This is a genomic window from Bacillus salacetis, assembly GCF_049177075.1.
GTDB classification, from domain to species: Bacteria; Bacillota; Bacilli; order Bacillales; family Bacillaceae_B; genus Rossellomorea; species Rossellomorea salacetis_A.
Window position 1 is genome coordinate 2,460,327 of sequence record NZ_CP185377.1, and the last position, 22,277, is coordinate 2,482,603.

The following is a 22,277-nucleotide window of genomic DNA, read 5'->3' on the forward strand; positions in this document are numbered from 1 at the left end:
CTAAAATTATTATCTTTTATCTACTAATCTTGCAAAAATGTCACCTGTAAACTGAATGATCTGCACTAAACAAATTAAGATGACGACTGTCGTTACCATAATGACATTATCGTAGCGGTAATAACCGAAACGAATGGCCAAGTCACCGACTCCCCCGCCGCCGACAATGCCGGCCATCGCGGAAAATGCGACTAGACTGATCGTAGTGATTGTCACTGCCTGGATAATAGCCGGCCGTGCTTCAGGTAAAAGAACATCCTTTATGATCATCCAAGGGCTTGCGCCCACTGAAACTGAAGCCTCAATAACACCTTTATCGATTTCCCTCAATGACGTTTCCACCATCCTTGCAAAGAAAGGAATACCTGCAACAGAAAGTGAAACCGAAGCGGCTGTCGGCCCGATGGTTGTTCCAGTCAGGAGCTTCGTCAATGGCAGCAGTGCCACAAGTAAAATGATGAATGGCACCGAGCGGATCATATTGACGAGAAACCCGACGATCTTTTTGACAAAGCTGTTCTGCAGGAACAACCCTTTGTCTGTCACAAATAGAAGGATTCCCAGCGGCAGACCGATCACGATGGAAACAACGAGTGATATACCCACCATGTAAATCGTTTCAAAGAAAGCTTTGTTCAGCTCCGGTATGATGGCAGTCAATGATTCAGGCAGCATTCTCAAGCACCTCCAGGCTTTGAGTCTTGATACTGATATAGCGGATAGCTGCTTCAATTTCAGATGGATCACCAATTAGTTCCATGATAAAGATTCCCAGCGGTACATCTTGAATGTATTCAATTTTCCCATGCAGGATATTGCCTCTGACCTTATATTTCTGGAAAACTTCTGAGACAACACTCTCTTCAGCAATGGATCCCTTGAACTGTATTTTGATCAGCTTTCCTGTCCGGGACTGCAGCAAATGCTCCGGCAAGTCAAACTGCAGGATGTTCGCGATGAATTGCTTCGTTAATGACTGCTGAGGGGTTGCGAACAAATCATATACATGACCTTCCTCAATGATTTTCCCGTCCTGCATGACAGCCATTCTGTCGCAGATTTCTTTCACAACTTCCATTTCGTGCGTGATCAGCACAATGGTCAATCCCAATTCTTTATTGATATCTTTCAATAGTTTCAGAATCGACTTTGTCGTACTGGGGTCTAGTGCCGATGTAGCTTCGTCGCACAACAGCACAGATGGGTTGTTGGCTAATGCCCGGGCAATCCCCACTCTCTGCTTCTGACCTCCGCTCAACTGGGACGGATAGGCGTTTGCTTTATCGCTCAGTCCTACCATTTCCAGCAGTTCCGTCACCCTTGGCTGGATTTCAGCTTTGGGTACACTGGCGGCCTTTAAAGCAAAGGCGAGATTATCATATACTGTCTTTGCTTTAATCAAATGGAAGTGCTGAAAGATCATGCTGATTTTCTGACGCGCCTGCCTCAGTTCTCTGGAAGAAAGCTTTGTCAGATCCTGTCCGTCAATTATGATTTCCCCGGAAGTCGGTTTTTCCAGGAGATTCAAGCAGCGGATCAATGAACTTTTCCCCGCTCCACTGTACCCTACGATGCCGAATATCTCCCCCTTGTTAATCGATACAGAAACATTATCGACACCGATGACAGTCTGTTTTTTGGTCTTGTATTCTTTTACAAGGTTCCTGATTTCAATCATTATGTACACCCCTTTTTTGATAAAATAAAAAATGCTTCTTTCAACTGAAAGAAGCATCAAATTTATCGATCACTTATCTTTCAGAATGAAATCATTCTGCAGGAATTAGCACCGTTCCATAATGGAGGTTGCCGGACGTCATAGGGCCTGATCCCTCGGTCACTCTTGATAATTGAATTTATGAAATTGTTTGTTATTACTTTGCCTATATTGGATAATAATTGCTTTACCGATTTAAGTCAATAAAGAATTTTTCTGGAAATCTTATGTAAGCGCTGCCTTTGCTTGTATACCAACGAAAAATATTTTTAAGCTTATCGTCCCCTACTAAAAGGCTTTATTATAAAATAACTATTAAAGAGGTGAAAATATGAATCTAACATATGAAGTTATACCAGAGGAAAAAGTGGAAGTTTTAAGAGAGGCATGCAATGAATTGATGACTTTTCAAAAGAGCAAGGCCTTCATTACACCTGAGTTATTTGACGAAATGAACTTCGAAACGAGATTGGTGCCCTCATTTAAAAAAGCTCTTAATAACTATTTGGTTGCGGTCAAAGACGGTGAGAAGATTGTCGGATATGTGTATACAAATATTTCACCTAAGGAGGCGTATGATACTGATTTTGCCACCTTTTTTGATCTATCATCAGTAACCGGTGAAAATGTGGGGTGTTTGTCCCAATTTTACATAAATGAAAAATACCGTGCTCTTGGTGTCGGCTCGGTGCTTTTCAACATGTCCATGGAATGGCTGAACCAATTTGAAGATGTGGAAGATTACTTTATCTATGTTTCCAACGGGAATCAGAATGCCTTGGAGTTTTACAAGCGAAAAGGATTTCAGGTAAGCCATGAGATTTTGGGGGGCTTTATCACAGTGCTGAGAAGCCGGAGGGGTAGGGTAAACATCAAAAGCTCAGATCCAGTCTGAGCTTTTGCCTTTTATAGAGGAAGCTGTTTCAGCTCGGTGGGATTATGTTCTTTCAGCCATTTATCGGCTTCTTCCATCATCCACTTGCCTAAACCATCTTTTAAAAAAGAGCTGATCTCCACAGGATCCTCAGATGGATTTATGGCATACAGCAAGGCTTTTTCCATCTCCTCTTTTTGTTCGGGAAAATGCTTTGAGAATAATTTGTATGCCGGATATAGATCCCGGGTATATGTATTCTCCTCTGTCATTACCAGTGCCATACCACAACGGGTGATAATCTTCATGATCCAAGTGCAGCAGTCTTTAATATCTTCTTTGTCTTCGTTCCCTTCCAGGTCTGCCAGCGCCATCTCTATTTGTGATTTTAGGTTGACGATGTGCTCGTTTGCTAGCTTTTCATCCGCTTTATACCTCGGCAGTCTTTCCTGCAGGTTTTTCCCATAAAGAGGAATGCTGTAGGTCTTGATCATGAAAGGGATGATGCCGAATCTGCTCGTATCCACTACATCGATAAGAGCATAAATGCCAACCTCAATGCCATTCACAAACGGATATCTTCGTAGAATCTCGTTCTCTATTTGTCTGGTCCTTTCGTGAAAAACGGAATTTTCAGGGGATACATTTGTCACCACCAGCAAATCGATATCAGAAACCCCTTCAATCCCCAGTCCCCTTGGAAGGGAGCCTCTTAAATAAATGCTATGAATCTCATCGGAAAACGAATCTGTCAATGATTCAACGATATAATCGATGGCGGGGCGATATTTCTCGTTCACTTTCTCCCAGCATGATTCATTTAGCAGAAATCCTTCTCTATCTGCTCTTGCAGTGTATCCTATCTCTTTTATATTGGTCATTTCATTCCTCCTGGAGCTTAAAAGAAGCAGTTCATTTATCACGGAATCCTATATTTTTATAATCCTTCTATTCTTATAAATTGTGGTAAAGGATTATTCTATTTTACCATGTTTCGATTCTATTGAAAGTTTTGTGACATCGCTTACAGTTGTATATCCCTCCTAACAGTATTAGGATATGATGGAATTATAAGGGGTTTATGAAGGAGTTGTTTCAATGGGCAAATGGGATATTTTCAAAAATAGAAATTTTGTTATGTACTGGCTCGGTTATCTCTTTTCTGCACTGGGGGATGCCATTTTCATCCTCAGTGTATCCTGGCTGATCGTTAAGTTAACCGGTTCAGGAGTTGTGATGGGGACCTTCCTTTTATTCGTCGGGATTCCCCGTGTATTGTTTATGCTGGTCGGAGGGATTGCGGTCGACCGGTTTTCTTCCCGGATTGTGATGTTCTGGTCGGATACATTAAGGGCAATCGTTCTCTTTATCTTTGCTGCTGCCTCGCTGACAGGCTATGTATCGCTTCCTTTAATCTTCGGGCTCGGTGTCGTGTTTGGCATCGTGGACGCGTTCTATTGGCCTTCTGTCACAGCTATACGCCAGCGAATTGTAAAGCCTGAGCAGTATACGCAGTCCAATTCGGTTTTGACTGGTACCTGGCAGATTGCGGCCATAGCAGGTCCCCTTTTGGGAGGGATATTGATCAACCTCCTGGATTTCACAATCAGTTTTACGGTCACTGCCTTCAGCTTTCTGATTTCAGCAGTTACCCTCTTCTTTATAAAACTGCTGCCGAAGGCCGGAGATTGGGTCACAGAGAAAAAATCGCTGGCTGCCGACATGCTCGAAGGTGCCCGATTCATCTGGGGAAGTCCACTCCTGATCGCCATCATCATGACAGCTGTATTCGGCAATATGGCGATGAGCACCATTCTTGTCGGGCTGCCCTTCCTCGCCCAGGAGTATGAAGTGGGTGCACAGGGTCTTAGTCAGATGCAAGCCGGACTTGGTGTGGGCGGAATCGCTGCTTCTGTATTATTATCAGCTTTTATCGTCATTAAGAAGCCCAGTCCCCGGGCAAAAATGGCCATTTTGTTCCTCCAGGGCATAATGATTTTAACAATAGGGTTCACCCAAAATCATTGGCAGGTCGCTTTTCTTGTGGCATTGATCGGTGCAGCCGGGGCAACCCTTGGCGTGCTGGAACAAAGTATCTCCCAGACAATCATTCCACAGCATATGATGGGACGGGTGTATAGCATCATCCTCATTGTTGCCCAGGGCATGACCCCTGTCGCCCAGGCAGTCAATGGCTGGCTGATTGATGCCGTTGGTGTCCATCAAATCTATTTCTATGGAGGAATCCTTGGGATGCTGTCAGGATTAATCGGTTTCTTCCTGCCCGCTGTTGTAAAATATGGGACTGCAGCCGAAAGAACGCTGAATGCTTGATATGCTTGAAAGAAAGCTGCCGATTGGCAGCTTTTTAGTTTGTTATTTTACAGGCTGCCTTTAGGTTGGTGATAAGTGTTGGAGGTGACCCTCTTTGAGAACATCATTTTCCTCTCGCTTCTCTTTTGATGTCGGCATTGACCCTCTTTGGGGACACCATTTTTCTCTCGCCTCTCTTTTGATGTCGGCATTGACCCTCTTTGAGGACATCATTTTCCTCTCGCTTCTCTTTTGATGTCTGCATACACCCTCTTTGAGAACATCATTTTCCTCCTGCTCGTCTTTTGATGTCTGCATACACCCTCTTTGAGAACATCATTTTCCTCCCGCTCGTCTTTTGATGTCGGCATTGACCCTCTTTGAGGACATCATTTTCTTCCCGCTCCTCTTTTGATGTCTGCATACACCCTCTTTGAGGACATCATTTTCCTCACGCTCGTCTTTTGATGTCGGCATTGACCCGCTTTGGGGACATCATTTTTCTCTCGCTCTTCTTTTGATGTCGGCATTGACCCTCTTTGGGGACACCATTTTTCTCTCGACTCTCTTTTGATGTCGGCATAGAACCTCTTTGAGGACGTCATTTTCCTCTCGCTTCTCTTTTGATGTCGGCATAGCCCTTTTCGGTGACTCCCCTTCTATCCTGAAACACACCTACCCAAAAAAGGCTCATCCCTTCTCCAGAAGAAATGAGCCTTACAAAATCATCCTTGGATATCACGGCGATTGTATCCAACAAAACCTGCAGCCATAACAGCCAGAGCTATTATCGTCAAAATGCTCACCTTCATCACGTTCATTTCCTCTATAGGAATCTCCGGAATATGTGCGAATGGAGAGAGATTTCCTACCCATTCATCAAACTGAAACATTCCTCCCAGATAGACGACGAAAAAGGAATAACCAAGATATAACCAGGCAAGCCCTGTCAGGTTTGGCAGGAAGCCAACAAGAAGAACACCAAGTGCAATCAACACCCATATAGCAGGAAGATGCACCATGCCGGCTTCGATGAAAGCAGAGAACTCAAGACCATCTTCCATGACAGACACTGCGGCTGCACCCAGGCCGATGGAAGCGGCTGCCTGCATCACTGCCGAGACCAGTACAGACAATGCAAGATAACTTCCCAGCAGCCGGGTCCGGGAAACAGCCCTTGCCAGAAGATGCTCTGTACGTGATGCTTTTTCCTCCCCCTTCAGTTTAAATACAACCATAAGGGCAGGCACTGTACTGATCATGGCGATGATGGACATGATTTTTGCCGTAAATTGTTCCGTCAATGAAAAGCCTTCTGCTGAAGGCAGCAGCTGCTGCATCATCTCAATTTCACTGAAAAAGGATTCCAGATCCCCGAAAATCGACCCATACGAAACTCCAATCAGGAACATTCCAATCATCCACGAAATCATACCTGTTCTCTGCAGCTTGGCAGCCAGCCCAAAAGGACTTTGCAAAAATATTGAAGCGTGTCTTTTTCCGGGTCTTGAAGGCAGGAAGCCGGATCCCATATCTCTAATGGCATTAAAATATAGAGCAAGAAGCATCAGCGCTGCTGAAACGGCGGCTGTCAAAAGAACCGGCCACCAGTAGTTATTGACATACACCTCTGAACCGAGCACCCAGCCAAGGGGCGAAAACCAGGATAAGACCCCATCGCTTACATCCCCGACGGCACGCACCAGGTATGCAATCCCTAGTAGGGTAAATGAAAGGCCGATCGTTCCTCTTGATGATTCAGACACCTGTGCAAAAACAGCTGTAATACCTGTGAAAATCAATCCTGTCACACCAAGGGCTGCACCATACAGCAAAGAGCCGTTCAAATCCATGCTCTCGATTCCCATAGAAAACAATCCAAAGCCGATCACCAAGGAAAGCAGTACATTGGTCAATACCAAAGATAAAATCGTCGCATTTAAATTGGCTAATCTGCCCGCGGGAAGTGAACGGATCATTTCTAATCGTCCATCCTCCTCTTCCGCTCTGGTATGCCGGGCTGTGAGTAGGATACTCATAATTGCCACTATAATGCCTGAAAAGAGAAGCATTTCATGAGCAAACATCGCACCATACGTGTAGTTGTCAATTCCATAGCCCTTTCCAAGCATGGCGGTCATAGCTGGATTCATCATGGTTTCGGCAATTGCCTGCCTGCTTTCCTTAGTAGGATAAAGCCCCTCGAAAGCTCCCGCTGTCATGAAGGACAAAGCAGCCAGTGATAGTATCCACACCGGAATCCGGATTCGGTCCTGTCGTAAAATAAATCGCAGAATCATCCCTGTTTTAGTGAATAACATCAGGATTCACCCCCGGCTCCTGAATTGGTTTTCTTTCCTTCAGCATCATAATGACGCATGAACAGGTCTTCCAAAGTTGGCGGTGCACTTTCAAGCCTATTGATGCCAAACCCGCTGACATACCGAATGACTTGGTCGAGTTCTTCGGAATCCACTTGGAAAGAAAGCTGCTCCCCGCTCTTCTTGATATCATAAACCCCTGCAACTTTATCGAGGGAATCGACAGGATGATTGGTTTCCACAAGCAGATGAGTCCTTGTTAAGTGGCGCAGCTCATTCAACGTTCCCGTTTCAATGATTTTCCCTTGGCGGATGATTCCGACTCTGTCACAGAGTTTCTCTACTTCAGATAAAATATGGCTTGATAAAAGAACACTTTTCCCCTCTGCTTTCACTTCTCCCACACATTCCTGAAAGACCCGTTCCATCAGGGGATCGAGTCCGGAAGTCGGCTCATCAAGGATATACAGGTCTGCATTTGATGCAAAAGCTGCCACCAGGGCAACTTTTTGCCGATTCCCCTTAGAATAGGTTCTGCATTTTTTTGATGGATCGAGGTTGAACCTATCAATTAACTCTTCTCTTTTCCCTTTATCCACCCGGCCTCTCAGTTTCATGAAAAGGTCGATCACCTCTCCACCGGTCAAGTTCGGCCACAGATTCACATCTCCAGGAACGTAGGCAATCCGCTTATGAATGTCTACTGCATCCCTCCAGGCGTCCATTCCAAAGATGGATGCCTCCCCGCTGTCAGCTTTCAGGGCACCAAGCAATATGCGGATGGTCGTTGATTTCCCGGCTCCATTGGGGCCGATGAATCCATAGACCTCACCTTGATTCACCTCTATATCGACTCCACTCAAAGCAGTGAATTTACCAAATGTTTTGGTTAAGTTATTCGTTTTTAATACTGCCATACCCGCTCCTCCTCTTCTTGAGTCCCTTATTTATAGAAAGATTTTTTCAATACTTCGAGATACTCATCCATTTCAGAGATGGTCTCTTCTATGTTTATTTCCTTCAAACCCATTCCTTTCACTTTCGCCTGCATCCTGTTAGAGAACCCTTCCAACGACCAGGTGATGATATCTTTCGCCTTCTCGACATCGACCCCTTCCCTGAATTTGCTTGTATCGATGTCTTCCATCATTTCTTTGTAGTTGTTGCTGAGAAACTCATGTTTCCTGCTTTCCAGCTCTTTGTTTATTTCTGGATCCTCTTCAAAAAAGATTCCATTGAAGAAATCAAATACTTGAGGGTATTGATGAAACATTTCAATTTTGACAGCAGCCAATTCCCTGTTACGGTCAAAAATGTCTCTTACTTTCCAATCGACTTCCTGTTTCATTTTCTCGATCAAAATGGTGACAAAGTGATCAAACAGGAAAAGATACAAGTCTTTTTTGTTTTTAAAATAGTGAAATAACGAACCTTTTGAAATTCCTGCATCCTTCACAATTTCATTTGTTGAAGCATTTTTATATCCTTTTTGGGCAAATTCCTTCAATGCTGAGTTCAATATCCTGTCTTGTTTTTTTTGGTCGAGACTAAAAAATTTTTCATCCATTTCTACACCTCCACGAAGCGTTGACCACCATGGTCAATTTCATCATACACCCGTTGACCACATCGGTCAATAGGACCTTTTGTCAAAAAAAATAAAAACAACCCAATAATTGAGTTGTTTTCTGGCGAATCTCAATTTCCTCTGTCAGATTTGCTCTCTGACAGTTTTTTTCGGTCTGCAGCGGTTGGAGGTTCTTCCAGCCAGCCATTGTTAATCATCAGGTTCAATCCTTCATTGGCATATTTTCCAATACCTGCAGACAGAGTCATAAATTGAGTATGAAGATCATGGCGCAATATCTTTGACAAAGCTGCCCCATAATTGAGGATTCCTGTAGCATTTGCCATCGAAGCATGTGAAAGCATCAGTTTATCTGAGAAGGGGGGCGTTGTGGAATCAGTTACCTGGTCATCGAGGACACGGGGACTGGGTAAGTCTTCTCTTAATAAAAAGGAACTTAATTCCCTGATCTGCCTGTCTGCCAATTGGGAGCCTTCCCTGAAAAATTTACGCAGATTATCGGAAGATGCCACCTGGCTGAATGCGAGCATAAGGGCCTTCCCCAGAGCATTGGTATAGATGTTCATTTGAAGGTGTTTGATTTCAACTGCCAGAAGCGGCCTGCTTTTCCCAGCCAAGAACGAGATAAACGACTCCTTCTCCACAAAATCGACTTTATCTGGATAAGGAATTTCCGGTGACATAATATCAAAGCCTTTTGCCAGCAGCAGAGTCATTCCTTTTTTATAAGTTTCGACGGTGTCCTGTAAACACATTTCAAAATAGGAAACGACATCCTTACGATAGGATGTGGCTATTGCAGACCCGTAAGCTGAAAAAGCCGCCCTTGCCATTTCAGTCGTATAGAACACCATAAATATATCACTGAAGAGCCGTGGTGCCTCCCTGCTGATATCCCGCTCCCCAAAAGCCTCCGGGATGGGTATCCCCTCCTGTTTGAATAAAGCCTCAAGATGATCAAGGTGCTTTTTGGAAAGGGACTTCACATCTTCAATAAAATCCCTTACCTCATCATCTTCCACAACCTCTAAAAAATGTTCAAAGACACAGCTGTATACTGAATCTCCTTGGAAATTCGCATACAGTTCAGCCAGTTCAGAGGAGACAAGTTTCTTATTTTGCTGATGCTCACTGATTGTTTCTTCAATGCTTTTACTACTTTCCTTTTTCAATCAGATGACCACCTTTCAGATTAAATTTTAACTTTAAAAAGAATTTTTTATAGATTTAAGCCTCTATTTGTCGGGAATTCCAGGAGGATAATAATATGGAGGCACTTTCAGCCACCCTCGTTTCCTCATAAGGGTCTTCATTGTTGTCCCAAAGTTTGTCCACTCTGTATAAAATCCGAACCACATAAGCCCGACATCATTCCGCACTGCATCAGCCTGCCCTTTGGCACATTGAAGCATGCAAGTCACCAATTTAAACGCAAGTCCGTTCATGATTTCATCATCTGTCAACTTTACGCCTAAAGGGATGGAATCAGGTCTTGATTCGGGCTTGGCAGAGGTCACATCGGGGAGGGGAATCCCCTCTTTTTTTATAAATGCAGATAACTTTTCAACCTGGGATTCACACAAGCGGACTATATCTGTCAGAATTTCCTTCACTTCATCATCAGTGGTTGTATTCAATCCGATTTCTTCATAGCGGATGAACTCTTCCATTAAGGTAACATACTTCCAGCAGTCCCCTGCTTCAACGATATGTAATGGAGCTTTGGGTTCATCTGAATTATCAACAGCAATTTTCAGCGAATTCCATACAGCTTCAAAGGGATTTGCCAAAACTAACACCTCCTAATCATTATTATTTCTAATTAATTGGAAAAAATGTAAATTCATTTTATAGTATGCGGCCTGTTCACCTTCTTCATGTATGTAATCATTCCTTGCAGGAAAAAATGAAGGAAGCTGGGAGGGTTAGTATGACGAATATATTTTCTTCTTTAAAAGACTATTTACAAATGAAGCTGGATGACGAACCCAAAAATCCGCTGCATGTTGGAGAAGTGATGAGCTGCTGGATGTATCTCGCGCTGATGGATGAGGCGACAGTGTATGTCCAAATAGGGTTAAATACCACCAATGATGATGAGGTCAGAAAGATTTTGACTGAAAGCCTGAAGCAGTGTGATGTTCAAGGGCAGCGATTTAAGGAATTCTTGAAAATAGAAGGTGTTCATTTACCAAGAACGAGTGAACAACGGCCTAATTCCGATCCGAACGGAGTACCGTTAGGGGTTAAAATGACAGATGACGAAATCATGAATGGAATTAGTATGAAGACTGCTGCTGCCGTGATGCATTGTGCTGCTGCTGCCAGTCAATCCATAAGAAATGATGTGGGGATGCTGTTTACACAATGCATGCTTGAAAAAATGAAGTTCGGGACCGAGGTAAAGGAAGTAATGCGGAAAAAGGGGTGGATCAAAGTCCCTCCTTATTACTATCCGCCTGGAATGCCAAATCAGCAGTAAACTGCAGGAGCCGATCCGGTTTTCCCTCTATTTTCACAGGGAAGTATATAAGGGTGTGAGTGCCTGGCACAATTCACCCTTTTTATTCAGCTCAATTGTGTAAAGGCAGGGACACAAGGCTCCATCCTAAATTTGTAAAGGGGGTAACTGCATGTTGCAGGCTGCTTTATGGGGAGGAATCGCCAGTTTATCACTCTTTATCGGGGCGCTCGCAGGTATTTTCTTTCAGATCCCCAAACGGATTGCCGCCTATATCATGGCATTTGGCACAGGGTTGATAATAGGTTCTGCCACTTTCGATTTGCTCAGTGAAGCACAAGGGAATGCAAATTTGATATTGATCACCCTCATGTTTTTGGCAGGTGCCCTCATCTTTACTATTTTTGAACTGGTCATCAGTAAGAAAGGCGGGAACGAGCGGAAACGGTCGAAAAAAAACCCGCATGGCCATGCCGGTCTGGCTATTTATGTGGGCACGCTGATGGATGCCATTCCTGAATCAATCATTATCGGGATAAGCTTCATTGGCAGCCAGCCGATTCAATGGGTCTTCATTTTTGCTATTTTCATAAGTAATCTGCCTGAATCCCTTTCCAGCTCCATTGGATTGCGTATGGATAACTACAGCGTCAGAAAGATTTTATTCTTATGGGGGAGCGTGGTTGTGCTGTCATCGGTCAGCGCGATGATGGGATATCTCTTTCTGGAGGGTGCATCTGAAAGTGTTGGTTACCTGATCGGTGCCTTTGGGGCCGGCGGATTGATGGCGATGGTTTCCTCGACCATGCTTCCGGAAGCTTTTGAACAAGGGGGACCGGTCGTCGGGTTTGTTTCTTCACTGGGGATCATTCTTTCTTATATTCTGACCAATCTGCAGGGGCCTGCTTTTTAACACAAAAGCCCTCCCGGACCTGGGAAGGCTTTTGTTAAGAAAGGAAGGTTGAATCAACCGCCCATTTTTCTGCGGGTGACACTCGCTTTCTTCGCTTGCTGGCTTTTCATCCTCTGATTTCCGGCAAAACCACTGTTCTGCTGCTTGCCGTTACCTTGCCCCTGTTTCTTTCGTTCAAGCTGCTGTTTCATCGCTTCTTGTAAACTGATCTTCTTTTGATCTTCTGCCATCGGTGCTTTTCTCCTTTACACATGTCCTGCATGCATATGATATAAAACTTAAATTCATTATAATACAAGCCTGAAAATTAAACACCAAATTTTTCAGCCATCATGCACTTTAATACGCCACCGTAACAGGGGACAGTCCCCTGTTACTGCGCCCTAGCAAAGTGCTAGCACTTTGCTATACTTATGATAGATGGCTGGTTTGGTTGAATTCTTTGAGGTTCCATTTGTTTTCTGTGAAGTGGATGGTGTTGATGCACGCATTGACTAAATGGGTCTCCCCGTAGATGAATTGGTCGGGAGACAAGTGTGCAAGAAGGATTCCGATCAAAGCACCATGTGCAACAAGGAGCACATTTTTCTCCGGATATCTATGTTGAATGCCCTCTATTCCCTTGAGGACTCTGGAAAGGACTTCTTCTCTGCTTTCCTGGCCGGGACTGCCCCCATTCGGAAACCTCTTCCGGCTTTCTTCTATTAACATCCCTTCTGCCTCACCGAAATATCTTTCTGCAAACTCCTCCATTTCTATCAATGGCAGATTCAATTCCTCATTGATGATCTCAGCTGTCTTCTTTGCCCTCTTCAAAGGCGAAGTAATGACAGCGTCCCATTCCCCGCTTTTTAAAAAGTCGCGCGCCTCCTTTGCTTGGCGCTCCCCGGTACTATTCAGGGCAATATCTGTTCTTCCCTGCAGCCTTCTCTCTTTGTTCCAGTCGGTTTGTCCATGCCGGACGATGCAGATTTTTGTCATCCTTATCCCCCATTCTATATCTCTATCAATAGTAGCATATATTTAATAGACATTTGCATCGGAGACATTCTCTCATTTTTAACCCTTGTCCAAAAAATATGCTATTTACGGAGTATACTCGTCCACCCCTATTCGTTTCTCTTACATATAAAGATAGTAAGTCAAAATTAAGAGATTAGAAGTTCTCTTTCTTTTGACAAAATCTATAAGGAGTGGTGTAGAAATGGATAAAAAGATGAACACCCCGATGCAAAAGGGATGTCCTCCGGCTCAGAATTGCGGTAAGGCGAAACCAATGCATGTCGCATGCGATGCTGACTCATATTACCCGTATGGTTCAGTTTATGTGCCAACGGTTCTGGCCGATGTCCACCTTCAGGCAGATATTGAAGCGAATGTGAAGCTTCCAACACCTGCAAGGGAGATCAAAGCAATCAAAAAAAATGTTTCGCTTAAACAATGTGAGGTGTTGAAACACCCGTACGCTTACAATAAAGTGAAGCTCTATATTACGGGGATTGTCCACAAAAACATTCAATACGTCGAGTCTTGCAACGGTTATGTAAGAGATTTCAGCGTCGATGTACCTTTCACTTGCAGCGATGAAATCGACATCTATCACTATGTTGATCAGTACAAGAGTGAGAAGAGTTCCTTGAACGCCGAGTACAAATTCCTTGCCAAGGACAAGCACGGTGCGGACCGCTGTAAAAATGGTTCGTTCACCTATGAATACTTCAACGAGCCGATTGACTGTATCCTGAAGTATGCAGATGTCTATGAGATTGACTTGTCAAAGGACTTTGACAAGTACGGTAATTTCTCCAGAATCACTGAAAAGATGGACGTAAATCTATGGTTTAAGCTTGTTCAAAACCAAGAAAAGTTCAGCTACTATGGCGGGGATGTCCCTATGGCACCTGAAACAGATGAGGAACCTGCAGAAGAAGCAGCACCTAAAAGCATGATGGAACGGATTCAGGATCGTATCAACCGTATGAATTAACACTCCAAATAAATGGGTGTCTGATTTGAGACACCCGTTTTTTTATGTGTGTAGAGCGACTGTCTGCTCTTGACTTGCTTCTACAGATATTTTGGCAGTGCCTTGAACACCCAGTTGTGACTTTCCTTGTTTTCCTTTCCTTAGCTCATCATGCCAAATGACCTCGAATGAATTAAGGTGAAATTTAATGTTAGGAACCAGTTTCTCTTCCCATTCTCTGTGGGTGCTGACCGTAATTCCATCTTTATTCAAAAAATCGTATTCGCGGCTGCTTGTCTTGGGAAGGTCGGGTGGTGTAATCCAATTAACAGATACTGTCTTTTGCAAAGGAATATATATTTTGAGGGTCTGAACGCTTCCGCTTTTCTGCGAAACAAATTCTATATCGGCTGACAAAACGAGCTCCAGGAATACCTTTTCTGATGGAAGGAGAGCCCTCCCCTTAAACGAATGAACCTTCCAATCCACTTTAGAGACATTGGTAAGCGGCATCATCAGCGTAAAACTGTCGAAAATATCAATCTCAAAATCATCTTTCAAAAGCAGCACCGGAAGTCGTGCCATTTTAGCTTCAATAGGTTTTTCTACATTTTCAGCTTGAATACTCTCTTTCCATTCGGATTCTATTTTTTCTTCTTTCTCTTCGAACCAGTCGTCTTCATAGCTTGGATAGTCCTCCACCGTATCCGGGGCAATAATTTCTTCTACTGATTCATCCTCTTCATATCCGTCTTCCCAAATCTCTTCTTCAACATGAGGATAAGGCTCTTCTTGTGGAATATGTTTTTCAGTTGTTTTTTTATCCTCTTTTTCAAACAACAAGATTTCATCATCATAATCTTCAGGGAGAGGGATAATTTCCTCTTCCCGCTTCTTTTTTTCCGGTTCCTGTTGCTTTTCTATTTCTCTCTTTTGTTCCATTATTTTCTTTCGGTCTAGGGAAACTGTTGGAGGCGGTGGCAAGATCAGAGGGCCGCCTTTCTTTTTTGGCCCATTTTCGAGAGGATTTTCTTCTCGTTCCTCTTCAGTTTTGCTATAGAAAGAACTTGGATAAAGATTATTGCCTTTTCTACCATTCCAAAGATTTGAGCTGCTGAAGGGTTCTTCCCTTCTCCTCCGCTGATTTGCAGTAAACATACTACTATTTCTTGCATCCATGTTTTTCACCTCCTCCTGAAAATATGAATAGGGATTACACTATCGCGTAGTATAACCCCGTCAAAACTTGCTTTTAGTAGTGATCATCCTCATCACAATCATGATGATGATGGTGATGATCATCATTCGTAGTAGAGGCTACACGTATCTGCTGGTCCTGGATGACCCTTAATGTGAAATCCAATACCATTTTTTCCTCAATCGTTCTGAAGACGCCTTCTGCCAATGGAGCATCCTTGCCGATCATCTTTCTGTCAATTGCTTCATCCCATTCAATGATTTTGCTGGAAACCAATTCACAGTAAGGTAATTCATTATAGAACTGAGTACTTGATTGATGGAACTGGGAAAGATCACTTGATAGTAACTCATCCTTTTCCGGGAATCCTGATGGCAGTGATTGAGATACAAAGAAATCAAATTCTTCTCTTGAGTTCATTTGCGGTTGAACAGGATTTGATAGGTAGTGATCAATCTCAGTCACAAGCTGGAATGGAATATCCACTGTATACGAATGCAGATCGGAAGCAATGGATTGGTGTGTTGCATGTTCAATGTCCCCTGATGGGCTTGCGTATTGAATGTTCTTGCGTACAAAACCACTTACAAATAACTTATTGGAAGGAAGAAGAAGTCGGCATTGCGTGATCTTCACACGTTTTTTTACATCTTTTATCTCCAATACAGGTTCAGGAAATGTAATCTTTGCTGTCATATCTGCTGTTAAGGCTAGTTCTGCCAGGACAACCGGCACCTTTGTAACTAATTTTCCAATATTCACATTTGGATGATGATGTTTAGGTTTGCAGTAGCTTTCATTTTTCTCTTTGTATGAATCAGACATTTATAGTCCTCCTTAAATTTCAAGATAGTTCAATGTATGTTGTGCATTCGTCTATGTATAGGCATGCGCCCATGGGCAAGTTGGAAATTTTCAGGATATTGGGACTGCACTGTCTTCTGCCTCCTTCCGTATGAAAGCTTGTAAGAACAAAATAAAAAACACTACTCCCAGGAGGAATAGTGTTTTTCATTCATTCTTTATCGTCTTCTTCTTCTTCTTGATGCAGATGTAGCGCCTGCTGCACCGCCGTTTCCATTGCCGTTGTCATCAGCGTCGTCAGCAGTAGCAACTTCAAGCTGCTGATTTTGAAGAACTTTAACAGTAAATGTAACATTCATTTTTTCTACGACCTTATCAAAACAGCCTTCTCCAACTGGGCCGCCTTTATAGTGATGACGGTTAGTTGACTCATCCCACTCAAGGATTGTACTGGATAGGAGCTCACAGAATGGAAGCTGGTTGTAGAACTGTGTACTGAACTGATGGAATTGGGAGATATCACTCGATAAGAACAGGTCTTTTTCTGGGAATCCGCTGCCGAGGCCTTGCTCTCTGTAGTAATCAAATTCAGTTCTCGTGTTAGCAAGAGGCAATTGAACTGGCGAATCCAATTCAACATTTGTAACTGTTTCAAAAGGAACTCTTACAGTTAAAGATTTAATGTCTGACGCTACACAGTTACCTTCTTTATTATAAATCGGTGTTGCATATTGAATGTTTTTACGTACATACCCTTTGATCACCAATGGGAATGGACCTACCGAGAAGATGTCATCTACATCCGCTGAAGGTGCAGGTGGTGTCATCAAACGGCATTGTACAACCTCTACTCTCTTCTTCACATCTTTAATTTCCATTACAGGCTCTGGAAAGTGGATGTCAGCTACGAGATTAGTCGTAATTTCTCTGGCTGCTAATTGAACAGGTACTCTTACTATTCTTAGTTCATTATCTGGAACAAGTACGAAATCGCCATCAGCGTTAGGACTTTCACTTACATTAGCTGTCTTATTCACTTTTACACAGTCTTGTTTTGGATGGTGGTGGTGTTTATCACTCATGTTTTTTCCTCCTTATTGTTTTTTCCTTCACTTTATCCTATGCGTACAAGGCTGAGTAGCTTGGTCATATGTATTAGTACAAGCGTGGAATTTTAGCAGAAATTGCAAATTCCACTTGTCTGTTTCAATTGTTCAACTATAAACGGCAGATACTTAACAGAAAATATCGGGGTACTTGCACAGGGTCCCTCTCATGCTGCATAGGATTCAAGGGAGGAGGAGATAAAAATGCAATCATCCAATTTCTTTGCTGTTGATATAGGTAACAGCTGGTATAAAGTTCTGACATCGGACAGTGGTAAAGTCTCTGAATACCAAATGCCAAATGCCATTGCCCTGTTCGATGAAGAGTTCTATGAGATGCCTTATGATGAAGAGGATGTAGAGTTAGAAGAAAATATAATTGCAGAAGTAAAGAGTCCAACAGTGTTGAATAAAAGAGAGATTTACTATGCAGGTAAATCAGCAGCAAGACAAAGAAATGTAAGCCTCACTTCGGTTAACAATCAAAAAGTGGATGAAATCCGTACTTATATTCTGCTGTTCTCAACTGCGGCTTATCATGCCATCCAGATCAATCCAGATCAAACTGATATAGTATATGACATTGATCAGTTGGCTGTCTCCCTGCCGACTACCCAATATAAAGAGAAAAAAGAACAGCTGAAACAGCGATTAATAGGAACACATACGGTCATCCTTCATAAAGTCCCTGGTGTTCCAGAGCCTAAAGAGGTAAATGTAAAGCTTACCATCAAGGATGTCATTGTGGGTGCTGAAGGTGCCTGTGCGTATCTTGGATTGACAAGGGATCAGGAAACTTTAGGAGTCAAGGATGATGAACTCGTCAAAGATACCATCAAAGGCGTACTGATCGGTGACTTGGGCGGGGATTCCGTCGATTTTGTCGGCATCAAAAACAACAAACCTGTTGCTTCCGTCGAAGGTGAACATTTCGGCATAAATCAATTCCTCGATATCATCATTCAAAAAGTCAGCAAGAATGAATTGTATAAATTCGATTCTCGTTCTGAACTCGAGGAAAAACTTTATGCAGGTCAATCGGAATGGTATGTGGAACCTTTTGCAGGGGTACGCAAGGATATCAGTAAATATGTGATTCCTCAATTGAAATCAATGGCTATCAAATATTTAGAACTGTTCGATCGTGTGAGAAGCAGTTCCAATGAAATTAAGGGGGCCTCACGGTATATCGCTGTAGGCGGTGCTGCGAAGCTTGCTCAAAAACAAATACAGGAAGCGGCAGTAAGGTGGAGCGACAAGGGGCGCCCAATCAACCTTTACTTTCCGGAAGACCTGGAAAAACTGAACGTTCTCGGGCTCATGATCCTGGCTAAAATGAACCATTTGAAAAAACAACAAGAAGAAACTACCGACCTGGCTGCCACTAGGAGTTGATGGTTATGGGAGAAACGTACACTGACTACGTCAATAAAGTGGCCATCACCGTTCCGGAAAAATACATCGATATCAAAACCGGTGATACCCACACTGTTTCACAATTGATACAGGAACAGATCGAATACCATGCACATAATCATACTTTGGTTCATCTAGTCTTCTCAGCTTTGGATCAATATTTCAAGCCCGCCGCCAAAAGCGGTACCAACGCTGATATACTCCAAGAGCTGGAAGCCATCAAAACCATGCTCCAGCAGGGCTATGTAACCGCATCTAATGTTCCTGTATCCACCGCCAAAGACCAGCAAGCCCCTAAACCACTTAATATGCGCGACCTAAACGACATACTCGAAGCCTTCGGGGGCTGACACCCTGGAGGTTTTATTTTTTTGTGAAGTGACAGGCACGACCCGAAATATGTCGAACGAATTAAAATACTTTTAAAAGTAATTTTATTTACTACATAGTTGAAATTGAGTACTATGAATATATAAAATTATTTTAAGGAGGTTCTTTCTATGGCATCAATTCATCACCTTCAACCTGACTCACAGACGCTGCATGGTTTCTTTGACCGCTCACTCTCTCCCGCACATGAAATTGAACCTGGTGACTCTGTCATCTACAAAACACTTGATTCCGCCTGGGGAATCGAAAAAAGACAAGCTCCCGGAACCAAACGAAAAAAATTCTCGGATCTCTCCCCAGAACGCCAACACAATCAATTTGGGCACGCACTGATTGGACCTGTTTTCATTAATGGAGCAAAACCCGGTATGACCCTGGAGATACAGATCAATGAGATTATCCCTTCCACCTATGGATGGACATCTGCCGGCGGTTTTCCTAGCTACTGGAATAGAAAATTGGGAATTGCGGATCAGGAAGAAGTAACTTTTGACTTTGACTTGGACCCGGAAAAAATGATCGGCTCGAGCAGTTTCGGTTCGTTTGATTATTCCGTTGCCCTCAGCCCTTTCATGGGGATCATGGGTATGCCGCCAGATGAAGCAGGAAGACATTCGACTGTTTCCCCTTTTCCTTCAGGGGGAAATTTGGACTGCAAAGAGTTGACTGCAGGGAGCAGGTTATACCTTCCCATTCCGGTTGAAGGTGGTTTATTTTCAGTAGGCGATGGTCATGCCGTCCAGGGAGACGGTGAAGTGGGCGGCCCCGCATTGGAATGTGGAATGGAAAAAGTCAATCTTACCTTTAACCTGCTGGAAACGAAGGAAATATCAATGCCAAGGGCTGATACTCCAAAAGGCTGGCTTACGATGGGCATCCATGAGAGCCTTGATGAGGCCATGTGGATTGCCATGAACGAAATGCTCGATCTGATGATGGAAAACCTCCATATCAGCAGATCGGAAGCAAATGCATACGCATCGCTTGTCGTTGATTTGAGAGTCACTCAAATTGTTAATGGAAAGAAAGGTGTACACGCTTTCCTCCCGCATAATGCCCTCATGAAGAATAAGTGAGTCTCGGACCATAATAAAAAACCAGTTCCCCATCAGGAACTGGTTTTGTGATTGGCGGTAGTATGTAGGCCGCATTTGCCGTAAATCGTCTAAGAAAGTTTTAAACCACCACTCCTCAAAGTGGGTGTTTGCAGAAACGTTCCTTTCTTCCACTGTCCAAGGCGGCCTGACATTCCAGCTTCGATGTAAAACTCCCTATTACAGTTTAAAGGTTAAAACTTTATTATCATTACGTACAACGCAGCTTATATAAGTATATTACTTCATTTGTACGAGTTTATCAACAACAGTTTTTTCCATAATTCCGTAATGGTTGCATCCGACAAAAACCGGGTTGTGACTGTCACTTCCCGAATAATCCTTCGGCCAATGAAAAAACCAGCCCCCGATTGGGAACTGGCTTGTGATTGACGGAACTATGTAGGCCGCATTTGCCGTAAATCGTCTAAGAAAGTTTTAAACCACCACTCCTCAAAGTGGGTGTTTGCAGAAACGTTCCTGTCTTCCGCTATCCATGGCGGCTTGACATTCCGGCTTCGATGTAAAACTCCCTATTACAGTTTAAAGGTTAAAACTTTATTATCATTACGTACAACGCAGCTTGTATTAGTATATTATCTTATTCATTGCGATTTATCAAGGACAAGTTTTTCCATACATTCTCCTTGTTCAAAATCCCCCTTTTACCTTTACGTCTTCAGCGAAAAAAATTTCCATGCTACTAAATGTCCATTATCGACACAATATTAATAACCGGGAATACTTTATTTCCAAGCACTTCAAGCGATTAACAACGGGAACGCCTAGTTTGTTTCGACATTATACTTACATCTCTAACTCTGATGCCAGATCATTGTCGACATTATTTTAAATAACGATCAAATTTCATTCGACATACTTCGGGTGGTCACTGTCACGCCCCGAATACACCATTCGACAACTTCGGGGAATCCGGCCATTTCTGCATTCGACAAATCTCGGGGTGGGACTGTCACCAAACAAGGCATATCATGTGACAAATTTTTAAATGGAAGATATTCTATTCATATCTGATAGGAATAGTCTCCTTTGGTCCCCTATTACAAACTAGATAAGGAGGTGGATGAATGAAGGTAATCCTGGCCTCTCCTAACTTTCATCAGCAGCGGGGAAATACCGTTACTGTCCAAAGGATAGCCGATGGACTGGAGAAAAGCGGAGCCGAGACAGAAATCATTTCGATTGTGGAAGATACTGAACTTTCTTCCCTCCCAAAAGCTGATCTCATTCACGGCTTCCATGCTTATAAGTTTTATACGTTTAAAGAGAAACTGAAAGAAGACACTCTCCCCTTTGTTATCACCATAACAGGGACAGATTTAAATCATGACCTTTATGATGATGCACGCCGGAGTAAAGTCCTTAACTGCTTGAACGAAGCCGGAGCCATAACCGTTTTTGACCAAGCGGCAAAAGAGACTTTGACAAAAGAAGTGTCAGGTATCAATAAGAAAATCCATGTCATTCATCAGGGAACTAGCGACCTGAAACCCTCACAAACAAGTTTGCCGAAAGATGAGGGCACTTTTGTATTCGTTCTTCCTGCAGGCATCAGAAAAGTAAAGAACATTCCGTTTGCCGTCCAGGCTTTAAAAAAGCTGCATGAGCGTTACCCGCATATACGCCTGCTACTTGTCGGCCCGATCATCGAAGATGACGAGGGCAGATTTGTAAAAGAACTGGTTGAAGAAAATCAAGAATGGGTTTCCTATCCAGGCCAGCTCCCTCACAAAGAGATGGGTGCTGCATATCAATATGCGGATGTTGTCTTGAATACTTCCATTTCAGAGGGCCAGCCTGCCGCCATCCTGGAAGCAATGGAGCACGGACTGCCTGTTGTCGCTTCAAATAATGCCGGCAACATGAATATAGTGACACATGGAAAAACAGGCTTTGTATACACTAATGAGAGCGAATTCCTTGATTATGCTGAAACTTTACTCAATAATAACGGAATGAGGCAAGAGTTTGGCAATGCTGCCAAGTCTTACATATTCCAGCATCATTCCAGGGAGTATGAAACAAAGACCCTGCTTTCGATTTATAGGCAGGTGTTAAGAGAAAGTTATCCAACATCAGAATATTAAGGAGTGAA

The 22,277-nt window shown here is 43.2% G+C and carries 25 protein-coding genes, 2 other RNA genes and 1 riboswitch; of the genes, 9 read left to right on the forward strand and 18 right to left on the reverse strand.

The genetic code is table 11. The annotated features are described in order from the left end of the window. Positions 1 to 9 precede the first annotated feature (9 nt). The gene (locus tag ACOJQI_RS12780; RefSeq protein WP_421378349.1) at positions 10 to 675 is read right to left on the reverse strand and encodes a methionine ABC transporter permease; all 666 of its coding nucleotides are present in this window, start codon (positions 673 to 675) and stop codon (positions 10 to 12) included. After that, the gene (locus ACOJQI_RS12785; RefSeq protein WP_421378351.1) at positions 665 to 1,678 is read right to left on the reverse strand and encodes a methionine ABC transporter ATP-binding protein; all 1,014 of its coding nucleotides are present in this window, start codon (positions 1,676 to 1,678) and stop codon (positions 665 to 667) included. The genes ACOJQI_RS12780 and ACOJQI_RS12785 overlap by 11 nt, the downstream gene beginning before the upstream one ends. A 70-nt stretch (positions 1,679 to 1,748) precedes the next feature. Beyond that, positions 1,749 to 1,853, reverse strand: a riboswitch (SAM riboswitch). A gap of 195 nt (positions 1,854 to 2,048) precedes the next feature. On the opposite strand from ACOJQI_RS12785, the gene ACOJQI_RS12790 reads away from it, so the two are divergent. After that, positions 2,049 to 2,612, forward strand: coding sequence for a GNAT family N-acetyltransferase (locus ACOJQI_RS12790; RefSeq protein ID WP_421378353.1), 564 nt, complete (start codon positions 2,049 to 2,051; stop codon positions 2,610 to 2,612). An 11-nt stretch (positions 2,613 to 2,623) separates the two neighbouring features. Here the strand turns inward: ACOJQI_RS12790 and ACOJQI_RS12795 are convergent, their stop codons facing one another. After that, entirely contained in the window at positions 2,624 to 3,472 is an 849-nt protein-coding gene (locus tag ACOJQI_RS12795; RefSeq protein WP_421378356.1) for a nucleotidyltransferase domain-containing protein, read from the reverse strand. Between the two features lie 217 nt (positions 3,473 to 3,689). Between ACOJQI_RS12795 and ACOJQI_RS12800 the strand changes: the two genes are divergently transcribed. Then, positions 3,690 to 4,925, forward strand: coding sequence for an MFS transporter (locus ACOJQI_RS12800; protein WP_421378358.1), 1,236 nt, complete (start codon positions 3,690 to 3,692; stop codon positions 4,923 to 4,925). 60 nt (positions 4,926 to 4,985) lie between these two features. Here ACOJQI_RS12800 and ACOJQI_RS12805 read toward each other — a convergent pair whose 3' ends face one another. From ACOJQI_RS12805 to ACOJQI_RS12835, 7 genes are all read right to left on the reverse strand, one after another. Then, positions 4,986 to 5,222, reverse strand: coding sequence for a hypothetical protein (locus ACOJQI_RS12805; RefSeq protein ID WP_421378360.1), 237 nt, complete (start codon positions 5,220 to 5,222; stop codon positions 4,986 to 4,988). A gap of 18 nt (positions 5,223 to 5,240) precedes the next feature. Continuing rightward, the gene (locus ACOJQI_RS12810; protein WP_421378362.1) at positions 5,241 to 5,381 is read right to left on the reverse strand and encodes a hypothetical protein; all 141 of its coding nucleotides are present in this window, start codon (positions 5,379 to 5,381) and stop codon (positions 5,241 to 5,243) included. A 248-nt stretch (positions 5,382 to 5,629) separates the two neighbouring features. Next, entirely contained in the window at positions 5,630 to 7,225 is a 1,596-nt protein-coding gene (locus ACOJQI_RS12815; RefSeq protein WP_421378364.1) for an ABC transporter permease, read from the reverse strand. Beyond that, the gene (locus ACOJQI_RS12820; protein WP_421378367.1) at positions 7,225 to 8,142 is read right to left on the reverse strand and encodes an ATP-binding cassette domain-containing protein; all 918 of its coding nucleotides are present in this window, start codon (positions 8,140 to 8,142) and stop codon (positions 7,225 to 7,227) included. Before ACOJQI_RS12820 ends, ACOJQI_RS12815 begins: the two co-directional genes overlap by 1 nt. Positions 8,143 to 8,168: 26 nt before the next feature. Next, positions 8,169 to 8,792: a TetR/AcrR family transcriptional regulator gene (locus tag ACOJQI_RS12825; RefSeq protein ID WP_421378370.1), complete on the reverse strand. Its 624-nt coding sequence runs from the start codon at positions 8,790 to 8,792 to the stop codon at positions 8,169 to 8,171. A 131-nt stretch (positions 8,793 to 8,923) separates the two neighbouring features. Beyond that, positions 8,924 to 9,985 carry a DUF3231 family protein gene (locus ACOJQI_RS12830; protein ID WP_421378372.1) on the reverse strand — a complete coding sequence of 354 codons (1,062 nt, stop codon included), beginning with the start codon at positions 9,983 to 9,985 and terminating at the stop codon, positions 8,924 to 8,926. Positions 9,986 to 10,048: 63 nt separating this feature from the next. After that, on the reverse strand, positions 10,049 to 10,603 hold the full coding sequence (locus ACOJQI_RS12835) for a DUF3231 family protein (protein ID WP_421378374.1): 555 nt from the start codon (positions 10,601 to 10,603) through the stop codon (positions 10,049 to 10,051). A 140-nt stretch (positions 10,604 to 10,743) separates the two neighbouring features. On the opposite strand from ACOJQI_RS12835, the gene ACOJQI_RS12840 reads away from it, so the two are divergent. Both ACOJQI_RS12840 and ACOJQI_RS12845 read left to right on the forward strand, forming a co-directional pair. Next, positions 10,744 to 11,295, forward strand: coding sequence for a DUF3231 family protein (locus ACOJQI_RS12840; protein WP_421378376.1), 552 nt, complete (start codon positions 10,744 to 10,746; stop codon positions 11,293 to 11,295). 151 nt (positions 11,296 to 11,446) lie between these two features. Continuing rightward, a complete protein-coding gene (locus tag ACOJQI_RS12845) occupies positions 11,447 to 12,187 on the forward strand; it encodes a ZIP family metal transporter (protein ID WP_421378378.1) in 741 nt (246 codons plus the stop codon). A 53-nt stretch (positions 12,188 to 12,240) separates the two neighbouring features. Here ACOJQI_RS12845 and ACOJQI_RS12850 read toward each other — a convergent pair whose 3' ends face one another. Then, positions 12,241 to 12,417 carry a hypothetical protein gene (locus tag ACOJQI_RS12850; RefSeq protein ID WP_421378380.1) on the reverse strand — a complete coding sequence of 59 codons (177 nt, stop codon included), beginning with the start codon at positions 12,415 to 12,417 and terminating at the stop codon, positions 12,241 to 12,243. A gap of 181 nt (positions 12,418 to 12,598) precedes the next feature. Continuing rightward, positions 12,599 to 13,168, reverse strand: coding sequence for a histidine phosphatase family protein (locus ACOJQI_RS12855; protein ID WP_421378382.1), 570 nt, complete (start codon positions 13,166 to 13,168; stop codon positions 12,599 to 12,601). Positions 13,169 to 13,391: 223 nt separating this feature from the next. Between ACOJQI_RS12855 and ACOJQI_RS12860 the strand changes: the two genes are divergently transcribed. Then, positions 13,392 to 14,174, forward strand: a complete 783-nt coding sequence (locus ACOJQI_RS12860) for a CsxC family protein (protein WP_421378384.1) — start codon at positions 13,392 to 13,394, stop codon at positions 14,172 to 14,174. Positions 14,175 to 14,216: 42 nt separating this feature from the next. On the opposite strand, the gene ACOJQI_RS12865 is transcribed toward ACOJQI_RS12860, so the two are convergent. The 4 genes from ACOJQI_RS12865 to ACOJQI_RS12880 all read right to left on the reverse strand — a co-directional run bounded on the left by ACOJQI_RS12865 (position 14,217) and on the right by ACOJQI_RS12880 (position 17,237). Further along, a complete protein-coding gene (locus ACOJQI_RS12865; protein WP_421378386.1) occupies positions 14,217 to 15,095 on the reverse strand; it encodes a hypothetical protein in 879 nt (292 codons plus the stop codon). A 44-nt stretch (positions 15,096 to 15,139) separates the two neighbouring features. Further along, entirely contained in the window at positions 15,140 to 15,328 is a 189-nt protein-coding gene (locus ACOJQI_RS12870; protein ID WP_421378388.1) for a hypothetical protein, read from the reverse strand. 77 nt (positions 15,329 to 15,405) lie between these two features. Beyond that, entirely contained in the window at positions 15,406 to 16,176 is a 771-nt protein-coding gene (locus ACOJQI_RS12875; protein WP_421378390.1) for a CsxC family protein, read from the reverse strand. 197 nt (positions 16,177 to 16,373) lie between these two features. Then, the gene (locus ACOJQI_RS12880) at positions 16,374 to 17,237 is read right to left on the reverse strand and encodes a CsxC family protein (RefSeq protein WP_421378392.1); all 864 of its coding nucleotides are present in this window, start codon (positions 17,235 to 17,237) and stop codon (positions 16,374 to 16,376) included. A gap of 228 nt (positions 17,238 to 17,465) precedes the next feature. Between ACOJQI_RS12880 and ACOJQI_RS12885 the strand changes: the two genes are divergently transcribed. The 3 genes from ACOJQI_RS12885 (at position 17,466) to ACOJQI_RS12895 (ending at position 20,143) form a co-directional block, all read left to right on the forward strand. Continuing rightward, complete coding sequence (locus ACOJQI_RS12885) at positions 17,466 to 18,656, forward strand: hypothetical protein (RefSeq protein ID WP_421378394.1); 1,191 nt, start codon at positions 17,466 to 17,468, stop codon at positions 18,654 to 18,656. Between the two features lie 5 nt (positions 18,657 to 18,661). Then, positions 18,662 to 19,027, forward strand: coding sequence for a hypothetical protein (locus ACOJQI_RS12890; RefSeq protein WP_421378396.1), 366 nt, complete (start codon positions 18,662 to 18,664; stop codon positions 19,025 to 19,027). Between the two features lie 150 nt (positions 19,028 to 19,177). Further along, positions 19,178 to 20,143, forward strand: a complete 966-nt coding sequence (locus ACOJQI_RS12895) for an acetamidase/formamidase family protein (RefSeq protein ID WP_421378399.1) — start codon at positions 19,178 to 19,180, stop codon at positions 20,141 to 20,143. Between the two features lie 62 nt (positions 20,144 to 20,205). Here the strand turns inward: ACOJQI_RS12895 and ssrS (ACOJQI_RS12900) are convergent. Continuing rightward, a non-coding RNA gene (gene ssrS, locus ACOJQI_RS12900) (6S RNA) lies at positions 20,206 to 20,393 on the reverse strand. Positions 20,394 to 20,561: 168 nt separating this feature from the next. Further along, positions 20,562 to 20,749: non-coding RNA, 6S RNA (ssrS, locus tag ACOJQI_RS12905), on the reverse strand. A 500-nt stretch (positions 20,750 to 21,249) separates the two neighbouring features. On the opposite strand from ssrS (ACOJQI_RS12905), the gene ACOJQI_RS12910 reads away from it, so the two are divergent. Continuing rightward, positions 21,250 to 22,269 carry a glycosyltransferase family 4 protein gene (locus ACOJQI_RS12910; protein WP_421378401.1) on the forward strand — a complete coding sequence of 340 codons (1,020 nt, stop codon included), beginning with the start codon at positions 21,250 to 21,252 and terminating at the stop codon, positions 22,267 to 22,269. Positions 22,270 to 22,277 lie beyond the last annotated feature (8 nt).